Here is a 10,934-nt window from a genome sequence, read left to right as displayed (position 1 = left end):
GAATACAAAACAACCCGTACTTGAGACGGGTCGCTAAGTTCTGATATTGCAAACGGTTTTAATGACATTTCAACTCCTCATGTCTTGATCCCATAAACCACACTCACATTAACCGGGCGCGTTTCAAGTCCACCAACCCTCTCTGCCATAAGGTGATGCTCATGATGCGCTCTGTCATGGACGCCCTCTTTGATCGGCGTTGAATAATATAAAAAGTTGGCAAAGGGGCTTCGGATAAACCAAGGCAAGCGGGCTGGCTTATCTTTTTCTGTAAACCAAAAGGGAACCTCTACCTGTGGACTGCCTGCTATCTGGTCAAATTCTTGATGACACTTGTCCAAGGCATCTCCGTCTAATCCTAGACACTCTTCGTCTATAGCTCTCTTGCGCCTTGTCACGGGCGCTTGAGAAGCAGAAACATCGCGTCTTTTTCGAGAAGAACGATCATCTGGAAATGCTGGACCGATAAAATGTTCATGTGCTTTTAAAGAACAAGCTTGCTGACTTGCAAAAGAACGCCAAGGGTCTAAATTGCGTTCATAATCTATGCCCCTTAAAAACATTCCCCGAAAATCGGGAACATTAAACGTCGTAGCACTATCCCCTTCTCCCCACGTCGTTCCTATCGCCTCAAACAAGGCTCTATAAGTTCTTCGCGAATAAGCACGCCCATCACAAGGTAACCAACCTTCCGGCAAGCGTTCCATGGCAAAAGGACCGATTAAACCAGACGGTAAACGTTTTAAGGAAAAAAATTTTCTTCTTGTGGGATTGAGAATTTGCCAACCGGTTACCTCTTCATCATACACAAGCTCATAAAGACAACCATCTTGGATTTCTCCTCCCGATAAAGCTAATAAACCGGTGTCCGTCGCCTTATAAACGGGCTTGCCGGCTAAATTATTCAAAGCAATTGTGGTCGCCCCTACATTCTTCCCCTTCGCTTTAAAACAAATCGAGATGCCATTCTTATACTCTAAAAAATCAGAAGGGCTTTGAAGGCTTATCGTACTCGTCTTTTGCGTATCATCAACCGTAACAAGCCCTTCAATCACACCCCCCGTATCATATAAATACTCATGCACCCTTTGCATCATCACACGGGCGCTGTTATTGACCGTGTTCGGGTGCTGCCCCTCTGACCAATTAATAAGATTATCGGCTCCACCATTCTCAGATGCCGTTAAGGACCAATCATATATCGTTGACATCACAACCTCACGTCTTAATCCCAAACACAATACTCATATTAATCGGACGCGTCTCACTGACACCTGAACGAGCCCAAACAACATCACGCATCTGAAGATGAGAATGGGGAAAAGCAAGCCCATGATGCAACCGTATATCCTCTGCACCCACACCCAAACGTTCGGCAAGCTTTTCCCTTTGCTTCTCATTGAGCATATACCCCCAGATAATCATCATATTTCCATACCAATTCTCTTCCTCATTGGCATCATTCAAAACCGTAACCGAGTGACCTCCATGTTCATGTTTTCTCATAGCATCATGCTGTAATGTGCCTAGATAACGCCAACGGTCTATCTCACGATCATCGTCAACACCCCGCAAAAACACACCTCGCAAATCGGGAACATTAAACTTCGTCCAACTATCACTGCCACCCCATCTTGTTCTTATCGCTTCATAAAGTGCTGGATAATCACTACGCAAATAAGCCGCCCCATCACAGACTAACCAGCCTTCCGGTAAAACTTGCATCCCAAAAATCCCTATCTTGCCCGCAGGATCAATCGGTTTCATCGGCTCTTGTGATAAAGAAACCGGCGTAGGATTTAAAATATGCCAAGCATCATCCCGATAAACCAAACGATAAATGCACCCCTTTTGTATCTCACCTCCTAATAAAGCACTCATGCCTAATTCTGTCGCCTTATAAACCGGCTTTCCTCCTAACGCATTCAAAGCAATTGTTGTCGCTCCAACATTCTTACCTTTCGCTTTAAAACAAACCGATATCCCATTCTTATACGCTAAAAACTGAGATTGACTTTGAAGACGTATTCCACTGGTCTTTTGTTCTTGATTAACCGTAACAATCCCTTCAATCACACCCCCCGTATCCGATAAATATTCCCTCATCCGTTGCATCATCACACGCGCGCTGTTATTCACGCTGCTTGGACGCTGCCCCTCTGACCAATCAATCAAATCATCACAATAGCCATTCTCAGAGGTTCTCAAAGACCAATCATAAATCGTCGACATCTGACATCTCACGTTTTAATCGCAAACAGAACAGAAACATTCACTGGACGCGTCTCACCTTCACCAGAGCTTCTCAAATCAACCTCTTGATTTTCATCATGGCTATAGGGACTTGCAATATAGCTCCCTAAATTCTCACGCTCTATTCCCATAAAGTTTGCAAGTGCCCCCCCTCCAAACAATCCTAGACGGTACCCCAAAACAGCCGTCGTATTCCCATCCCAAAAGTCTTCATTGCTGGTAAAATGGGGAAAGGAAAGACTTTGCCCCTGATGTTGATGAGACTCCATTAAATCTGTTTGCACACTGGCAAAAGAACGCCCCTCATCGATATGACGACCGTCATCAACACCGCGTAAGAACATCCCCCGAAAATCGGGAACATTAAACGTTGTAACACTATTCCCTTCTCCCCAAACCGTCCCTATCGCAGAAAACAAATCACTATAATCAGTCCGCGAATAAGCCTTTCCATCACAGAGTAACCAACCTGTTGGAAAATCACGCATCGCAAACGTTCCGATAAAACCTGTAGGATAAAGACTGCTTTCTTCTTCTAAAGGGATAGAGGTTGGATTAACAAGATGCCAACCATCTCCATTATAGACTAATGTATAAATGCATCCCTGTTGGATTTCGCCGCCCGATAAAGGACCAATCCCTAAGGCGGTCGCTTTATAAACCGGCTTGCCCTCTAAAGCATTAAGCAAAACCGTGGTTGCTCCAATATTTTTATCCTTAGCCATAAAGCGTAAAACGATACCATTCTTGTATTCTAAAAATGCCGTTTGGCTTTCAAGACGTATTGTACTTATTCGTTGGACATGATCATTCGTCACAACCCCTTCAAGCGTTCCACCCACATCTAACAAGTATTCCTTGATACGCTGCATCATCACACGCGCGCTGTTATTCACGCTACTAGGGTGCTGTCCTTCGGACCAATCAATCAAATCATCTGCGCGCGTGTTATCCGCCGCTCTTAGCGACCAATCATAAATCGTTGACATCTCTCATGAATCCTAATTTCGATAAAACGGTCCGTAAAACGCCCGCATGAATTGCGTCATTAAAGGATTATCATCCGCATCACTCTCTTCTTCTTCTGAAGTCTCTTCTTGTGATGCTAATAACGCCCTCAAAACCTCTAACATGTTAGCTCTATTGCCAAAGCTCACCCTTGCTGTAGGGCTTACCCTATAAGGCTGTCCTCCATACATTTGTAACACACGGTTAACAAAATCACTTGCACGCATACCGCTGTTTCCACCATTCAAACCAACCGCATTGCTGCCAACAATTTGCGCCGCATTGGCATGGGGATTTTGTAAAAGACGCGCGGCTCCTCCTGCTCCTTGTTGATGGGCTAAATACAATTCCGCATCTGTAGGCGCCCTTCCCAACAAACGGCTTAAATGGTTGCGATTATCAAGGGTAAACCGCCCCATGGCATCGGCTGCCTGCATAGGGTCAAAACGGTCTTGCAAACCATATTGTTTGGCGGTGCTATCTATAAATTGATACAAACCACCCGCAGAAGAACGTGGATTCCTTGCATTGGGATTGCCGCCACTTTCAACTTGCGCAACACGGTATAAATAGCTTTCTGGCAAGCCATACCGCACCGCTGCTTGACGGATCGCTTGATCAACTGAAAGGTTAGAATGGGTCATCGATTAAACATCTTCCTCTACTTCCACGTACTTAGCATATTAAAGTGCCTTGCTAATTCTTTTCCTTGACCCCCAAACAAAGCAGCAAAATATTTTTTTACCCACTCTTTCGTAACATATCCCTTATGATGCGCTTTCACCATATCTTGAATGAGATCTACAATTTTCTCATTTGGAATTTCTGAACCACCCGTTAACAGCTTGACCACATCCTTTTCAATTCGTTGACGCTCTCTAAACGCCGCTTCCTTGAAAGGAATCCAAGAAACTTTCAACGCTGCTTTTCCTGTTTGAAAGGCTGCATCACGTTGACTTGTTGGAACACTAACATTATGCCTAAAAGAGATATCTTTATTTGCTATACTATTTGGTATTCTGTTGTAAAAATCAGCATAGTTGGCTTCTCTACCCACAACACTCTTAACAGCAGAAGCTTTATCGGCGCCATAAATCTTTGCAAACCTATCATACAGATCATCCGTATCAAAAATCTCCTTTGCCTTGGAGACTTTATCTCCTGTTTGCCCCATACCCTCTAAAAGTTCTCTCCTTGAGCCCTTTTTAAAGTATTCTTGTTGTGCTTCTGGTAATTCATCAAAAATTTTACTGAATTCATCCTTATTAATCGACTTACTAAGGATTTTTGAACCTTCATCCATGGCATCTACACGTGAACTGTATTGATGAAATAATCCACGCGCCTTCTTATATTCAGAAGATATATCATCCATAATCTCTAACAATTTTTTCTGGATACCAACTAAACTGCGTACTTTGCTGTTATCTCCTATGTTTCTCGCAGTATCTATCATATGACCAAGTCTATACTTCGTTTCATGAAGAACACCCATGTTGGGTTTTTCTTGAAGAAGATTAAACTTTTGAGAAGAAAATGGACTGACTTTATTGCCATCACTGATAAACTTCTCTAATCCCGCATCATAAGCTTGTTTGAAGTATGGACGTTCCATTAATTCATTAAGCGCGCCATAATATTTTTCTCCGATCGGCGTCTTCTTGGCTATATCATAGAGAGACTCTGTAGCTGCCTCTCTACTCGCAATAAGATCATCTTTTAAACCTGTAATATTTTGACGAGGAACAAAGTGTTCATCAGCGGCTTGGTGAATACGTTCCCCTCCTTCCAGCGCCCTCGCCTCTGCTCTTTTGGTCAAATCAAGATAAGCCCCTTGATTTTTTTGCGCGATATCAAAAACAAGATCTTGTAAAAAAGGACTATGATCAGCAACATAATCGGTATCAACGGCTTTACTGCCCAAAGATTTTCCAAGAGCTTCAGAGGACTCATTGCCTAAATGTTTACTGATTGCTCTTAATGTTGCTTTTTCAACGCCTTCCTTATGAGAAGGAGAAAAAAGTCTCCCTATTCCACCAACCGTAGAACCAGCTAAATGACCTAAAGCACTTCCTGCCAATGTCCCTCCTGCTCCTAAACCTGCTCCAGCTAATGTACTGGTAAATGTATTCCCTAATCCTTCGCCCTCTCCCGCTCCATGTAATGCACCAGATGCCGCTCCTACTTTAAGTAAATGAGGAAGTGTTGTGTTTTTCGTGATACCTAAAAATGGGCTTACAAATTGGCTTGCAAATTGGCTTGGACGTGACTGACCTGCCTTTGAGAGCAATTGACCTAATTTTGATCCTGCAAGACTATTGCTAACTCTAGGGGCTGCAAAGCGGGCTCCTGCGGCTAACGCTCCTCCCCCTAACGTTGCAAGAGAAGGAATTGCCGCCCCTAAAGCACCGCCAAAAAGCGACGTCCAATAATGTTCATCATTCATCCTACGATAATAATCACGCAGTTTATTGGCTGCTTTCTCATACTTCTCTACAGATTTCTTATCTCCAGACCAATAGTTGTATAGCCCCTTCCCAAAAGCCCATAGCGGATTATCATCTTCATGATCTCGCCCTGCCGCTGTAATCCCTGAAATTTCATCATCTAAATTAAAACTAAGACCGTGTTTTAAAGAATTCCAAAACGCTTCTCCTTGCGTGATTTCGGGAGGCTCTGGTGATGTTTCATATTCTCCAAAACCTTCAAATTCATCATCAGGAATACGCCGGATAACTTCTATATTAGAACCAAAATAAGGGAGAGATTCTCTTTTTGGTTTTTCAAGTTCATTATCAGGAATACGTCGAATAACCTCTATATTAGGACCAAAATAAGGGAGAAATTCTGGTTGCGAATTTTTATAATGAACCATAATCTATTTCCTCCTTATTTCATATCTTGTACCATTATGATTTATGGCAAGATTTGTACCAGCAGGAAATTTGTTAGCTTCTTCTATGCTATTTATCGTTGGCAAATTTGCACCGCCTCCTTGTGACACCGACTGTTTAGAAGAATATTGACTATTATTTCCGCTAACAGCATTTCTCATATTTTCTTCTGTAGATTCAACCCTACCTAATACAATGGCTTGTACTTCAGGATTTAGTCTTGAGATAACATCTTTTATTATGTTCAAACGACGCCTAAATTGTCGCGCCGACATATTAAAACTTAAATCACCAAGAGATTGTTTTAACATTTCAATGTCTTTATCACTAACATTTCCAAGACCTATTGTCCCTCTCTGTGACAACTGTTTCATCTGATCTATACGATCAAGTGCTATTCGAGATTGTATTGATTGCATAACCTGCCGTGCATCAGATTGTTCTGACGTTGGGAGCAGACGGCTAGCTATGTTAGCTATATGACCTGTTGCATAACTTTTAAATTTATCGGCATATTCCAGCAAATAATCGATATCATCCATCAAGACTTTTGCATGCACTTGTCTATTTTCATGCGCAGCAGCAGCACGTTCGTTGTCCATATATGCTTTGCTTCCAGGGTGATAAACTACTCTCTTTCCTGTTGGTGATGTTGGGTCATCAATTAATGAGCTTCCATCATTAAAGTCTTTTCCCCCTCCACCTGTTAGCAGCGCACTAAGCATTTGAGGATTACGTGCCATAACCCGCGCTTCTTCATCACTGTAGCCTTTGGACTTTAGATACTCGACGGTCTGGTTAACCTGCCCTCTTTGTTTATCGCCTTCATTAAGACGCTTCACACCACTTGCAAGCGCATCCCACCCTGAACCGTCTGATGAAGATTCTGCCATACCTGCAAAAAGATCTTTGAGCTTCTGATACGCATCTGATTGAAAAAACTTATAACTATTGGACTGTAAAAACTTATCTAAATCTGTCGGTTCAGAAGGTGGTGTTGGAGATGCGGGCGCTAATGGTTGCATTTGTTCATTAACATGAGTTTTAAGTTCTTGTGGAGAAGCCTCCAGTGCATTTGGCATAGGTGGCTGTTGATCAACTCCAAGAGGCATCTCCGCTCTAGGAGCCGTATAGGGCATAAATGGTCCATATGGATTCTGCATGTTCTGTAAATAGGGGTTGTTTGGAGCACGTGCTTCCTCTGGTGACACCATACTTTCAATAGCTGTCCCTCCAGCCATCAATGCACTGAATTTGGGGTTCCTTGTTACGAATTTCCCCACGGGGTTCTTTGTTATTAATTGTCCCAATCTGTTCGCCCCTGTAACCGCTTTGGGAGCAATATATCTAAAAATATGAGGCGCAGCTCTCGCTGCCATAGAACCTGCAAATAATAATGGAAATAATAATGGAACTGCCATCACATTCTCCTAAAAAACTATTCTTTAATGATTATACAGCTATTGTTTCTGTTTCTCATCCATGTACTTTAAAAAAGCATAGGGGGCTCCTGCTGCTAAAGCTGCTCCCATTGGACCACCTGCCATGTAACCAAAAGCCATTGGTGCTACTTGAAGTGCCAGGGAACCTATAGTTCCTGCATTTTTCCATGGGCTATTACCTTGTATCATCGAAGCTGTATTATTGTTCGTTGTCGTGCCGTAATTTCTTGCAAAGCCATGACCGGCGTTCATAAGCATATTCAACCTATTCCAACCGCTATTGTCTTGCTCTAGCCAACGTTCACGATTAGCATCAACAACTCTCTGATTGTGCGTATCAAGCACACCTCCCCCCTCTATGGCATTGGAATAGGCATTCCCATAACCTTGTAAGAAGTTATTGGAGGCTCCCAATTGATTTTGATTGGCTTGGTCTATCATGGCATTGGCTTGCATCATATTCTGAACATCTTGATTATATTGGTTCGCTGTCGCACTTGTCGACAAAGCACCAAGTTCATTTGCCAATACCCCTGTATGTGCACCAGAACCATAACGACCTGCACCGGCAAAAGAGCTGTTAATCGTATCTCTTACACGCTCTAAGCTATTTTGAAGGGCGGCATTAAAAGAGGGGTTCTGTCCAACCATACCACCCGAAGCCATGCTTCCAAGATTATTGGCTGCCGACGTTGGATTGTAGACCGTATTCATCAAAGAGCGATTTTGATAATGCTGAGGTATGCTGCCAAGTCCACCAATTCCATAGCGCGTTTGATCACTTAATGGGGCAACACGCGGTCCCCCATAAACATTACCACCCGCCCCTATATTATATAGATTATACGCATCCCTACCACCACGCTTAAATACATCTGCCATCCAAGAAGGAGGAGCACTTGTCTGCACCTGCTTCTGTTCTGTCGTTGAGGGTGTTTTACTCCCCATGTCACAATTCCTTCCTATAATAAAGCATCGTTATGCCATAACCTTGTTTGTTCAGAGCACGTTTCCAACCCAAACGACCCAAGATCTCCATTTCAGAAGCGCCATTCTCACGCGCCCAATCCTCTGCAACCTGCAAATTGTCAACTTGATCAAGAACACCCTTCCCACTACATTCACAAATGAGCGCGCGTTTCTTTCCTAAAACTGTCTGTTGTATCTGGGTCGTAACAGCCGCTAAAAATCGCTCTTCATCATCCAAAACAAGCCATAACTGTTTCTTGCCCGTGCAAATGGCTTCAATCAGTTCCTGCAACGTCATTTCATGTTTGAAACGCTCAACATACCCTCGAAATGACGCAATAATTTCCTCTAGATAAGGCGCTATACGCTCCGTATCCCAAGACGTGGTCAAATAGACTTTTGCCATTACCCTCTGCCTAAAGGACGTAAATCAACATTGAATCCCGTAATCATTGTCCAAGATTCATCTTTAGGAATGCGCAATTTAAAGCGGTGATAACGATTGCGCGAACGACCATGATAAGCACCCGTAGCATAGGAACATTCTCTCTCTTTATGCCATGTGATCGGTGTCTGATGATCGCGAAGACGACGTTCTCCGATACTTAAAAGACCTTGCGTCGTATCAACTTCTGCAAACATCTTCGTGATAAAGTTAAAACTTCCATCCGGTGCCCCCATCTCTTGCGAAACAACCGTTGCCTCCATGGACGCCCCTGTAAACATAACAAGACGATTGTTTTCATCAAAAGCACCAAGCATAGGAGCCCCACTTTGCCAACGGGGACTGTCTAAAGAAGCCGGCAATGTCTCAAGATTGATCGAGATCTCATCTAACTGCTCCAAAGTATAACCTGTCGTAAATACTGGAAACAACGTCAAAGGCTTTCCTTGTAGCGTCGACCATTTCTGTAATCCCCAATCATAAACAAAGGTCGTTTGCTCGTTATTGCCTCTCTTTAATGACCAGTAAATCCGGTTATCAACGGGGTCTATCACTCCTTGCATCTCATCAAGAGCAAATTTATCAAAGGTTTTAAAAACCGTTCTATCAACTTTCTCAAAGCCTATTGGTAAAAGTTGACCATCAAAACTCATCTGATAAAAGCCACCATCACTCACAAAAAAAGCATCACTGCCTCGACAAGCTATAGAACCTGCACTGCGGGCTCCGCGCTTGTCTTGAATCTTCTGAAACGTAAAGACTATCTTAGAACCCGGAACAAAAGTTCCTGCATAAATCGCAGAACGCATAAAAATAATGGGATTGCTCGATTCCGTTGCCCCTTGAACGTATTCTCCATCCGGAAAATCTTGAAAATCACAATCCTTCTGCTTAACTGTCCAATGGGTTGCATCCTCCAAACCAGACCAATGGATACGATTAGGATGATCTGTAAGCTGCATCAAACAAACAAAGGGGCCCCAAACCTTGACCAATCCTGCTTTCGGTGGACTACCTCCTAAATCTTCAAACCGTTCAGAACTATGGGTATGAAAAACTTGCGGTTTATCATTTTTATTCACCGCAATAACTCTTTGACCAAACAAGGCAAATGACCATTGATTATCCTCATTTGCATGATAAGTCACACCACTTTGGCTTATGTCTTTCCAACCCTGCGTTTGACTATCATAACTATAAAGCTTTTTGGCTCCTCCTACGATAATCTTAACCCCATTACCACTTCGAAATGCTATACACCCCAAAGGCTTTTCTTCCAAAGGATGAGACACAACCATTGCACTAGGCATCGGAATGTAGCCTCCATCTGCCGGTAAAACATTCACAAGCGTATCCGTAAAGCTGCCATTGACGACCGCAACATCGGGGCGGTAATCAGCGATTGGAAAATAAACCATTTTAGAAATCCGTTGGAATTATCCGCGTGACGTTATGACGTTTAGACGTCTCTGCACGCAATTCATGCAACTGCTCGGTAAAGTCATTATAAGCTGCCGTTGCACAATCGGGATCTTTAAGAATATTCTTGTAAAGTTCATATTTTGCACGTGCTTTAATCAAGTCAAACCCATGCACAAACCATGGGTGCTCTTCATCAACACTCTCTATCTCTGATAAACGTTGTGGAGAGAGGATGAGTTGAATCTGATACGCTCTATCCGGTGTGGGATAAAGATGCAATTTCCTATCAAAATAACTGTAACAAACCGGTGTTCCTCGCTGCTCTGATGATAACGAAGACTCTAGAGAAAAAGGACTCCTGCGCTCTAATTCAATCTTATGATGTGGATCAGAACGAAGATAAACGCTCCTTATTTTAACAGCTGTTTCGATATGGTGAGTGTCCGTTGCATCATAGATACCTTTCCCTGCCCGTGTTTCAAACACCACATCACGGCTTTC

The 10,934-nt window shown here is 43.1% G+C and carries 10 protein-coding genes; all 10 read right to left on the bottom strand.

What is annotated here, in order from left to right:
* Positions 1 to 77: 77 nt before the first annotated feature.
* A complete protein-coding gene (locus PVV66_RS08600) occupies positions 78 to 1,211 on the bottom strand; it encodes a phage tail protein (RefSeq protein ID WP_273719393.1) in 1,134 nt (377 codons plus the stop codon).
* 7 nt (positions 1,212 to 1,218) lie between these two features.
* On the bottom strand, positions 1,219 to 2,232 hold the full coding sequence (locus PVV66_RS08595; protein WP_273719394.1) for a phage tail protein: 1,014 nt from the start codon (positions 2,230 to 2,232) through the stop codon (positions 1,219 to 1,221).
* Positions 2,233 to 2,240: 8 nt separating this feature from the next.
* A complete protein-coding gene (locus tag PVV66_RS08590) occupies positions 2,241 to 3,242 on the bottom strand; it encodes a phage tail protein (protein WP_273719395.1) in 1,002 nt (333 codons plus the stop codon).
* A 12-nt stretch (positions 3,243 to 3,254) separates the two neighbouring features.
* Positions 3,255 to 3,905, bottom strand: a complete 651-nt coding sequence (locus PVV66_RS08585; protein ID WP_273719396.1) for a transglycosylase SLT domain-containing protein — start codon at positions 3,903 to 3,905, stop codon at positions 3,255 to 3,257.
* 17 nt (positions 3,906 to 3,922) lie between these two features.
* Positions 3,923 to 6,136 carry a hypothetical protein gene (locus PVV66_RS08580; RefSeq protein WP_273719398.1) on the bottom strand — a complete coding sequence of 738 codons (2,214 nt, stop codon included), beginning with the start codon at positions 6,134 to 6,136 and terminating at the stop codon, positions 3,923 to 3,925.
* A gap of 3 nt (positions 6,137 to 6,139) precedes the next feature.
* Complete coding sequence (locus tag PVV66_RS08575) at positions 6,140 to 7,576, bottom strand: hypothetical protein (protein WP_273719399.1); 1,437 nt, start codon at positions 7,574 to 7,576, stop codon at positions 6,140 to 6,142.
* Positions 7,577 to 7,615: 39 nt separating this feature from the next.
* The gene (locus PVV66_RS08570; protein ID WP_273719400.1) at positions 7,616 to 8,545 is read right to left on the bottom strand and encodes a hypothetical protein; all 930 of its coding nucleotides are present in this window, start codon (positions 8,543 to 8,545) and stop codon (positions 7,616 to 7,618) included.
* Between the two features lies 1 nt (position 8,546).
* Positions 8,547 to 8,972: a hypothetical protein gene (locus tag PVV66_RS08565; protein WP_273719401.1), complete on the bottom strand. Its 426-nt coding sequence runs from the start codon at positions 8,970 to 8,972 to the stop codon at positions 8,547 to 8,549.
* Positions 8,972 to 10,429: a hypothetical protein gene (locus tag PVV66_RS08560; protein ID WP_273719402.1), complete on the bottom strand. Its 1,458-nt coding sequence runs from the start codon at positions 10,427 to 10,429 to the stop codon at positions 8,972 to 8,974. Before PVV66_RS08560 ends, PVV66_RS08565 begins: the two co-directional genes overlap by 1 nt.
* A 1-nt stretch (position 10,430) precedes the next feature.
* Positions 10,431 to 10,934: hypothetical protein (locus PVV66_RS08555; RefSeq protein WP_273760980.1), on the bottom strand; the 504-nt coding region annotated here is incomplete at its 5' end.

The sequence above is a fragment of the Bartonella sp. AU16XJBT genome (assembly GCF_028618665.1).
Classification (GTDB): Bacteria; Pseudomonadota; Alphaproteobacteria; order Rhizobiales; family Rhizobiaceae; genus Bartonella.
The sequence above is the reverse complement of the archived record's forward strand: the minus strand, read 5'-3'. Positions and strand labels throughout refer to the sequence as shown.

Coding starts and splice junctions, on each gene's coding strand:
- PVV66_RS08600 (WP_273719393.1), bottom strand. CDS start 1,211: ATGTCAACGATATATGATTGGTCCTTAACGGCATCTGAGAATGGTGGA.
- PVV66_RS08595 (WP_273719394.1), bottom strand. CDS start 2,232: ATGTCGACGATTTATGATTGGTCTTTGAGAACCTCTGAGAATGGCTAT.
- PVV66_RS08590 (WP_273719395.1), bottom strand. CDS start 3,242: ATGTCAACGATTTATGATTGGTCGCTAAGAGCGGCGGATAACACGCGC.
- PVV66_RS08585 (WP_273719396.1), bottom strand. CDS start 3,905: ATGACCCATTCTAACCTTTCAGTTGATCAAGCGATCCGTCAAGCAGCG.
- PVV66_RS08580 (WP_273719398.1), bottom strand. CDS start 6,136: ATGGTTCATTATAAAAATTCGCAACCAGAATTTCTCCCTTATTTTGGT.
- PVV66_RS08575 (WP_273719399.1), bottom strand. CDS start 7,576: ATGGCAGTTCCATTATTATTTCCATTATTATTTGCAGGTTCTATGGCA.
- PVV66_RS08570 (WP_273719400.1), bottom strand. CDS start 8,545: ATGGGGAGTAAAACACCCTCAACGACAGAACAGAAGCAGGTGCAGACA.
- PVV66_RS08565 (WP_273719401.1), bottom strand. CDS start 8,972: ATGGCAAAAGTCTATTTGACCACGTCTTGGGATACGGAGCGTATAGCG.
- PVV66_RS08560 (WP_273719402.1), bottom strand. CDS start 10,429: ATGGTTTATTTTCCAATCGCTGATTACCGCCCCGATGTTGCGGTCGTC.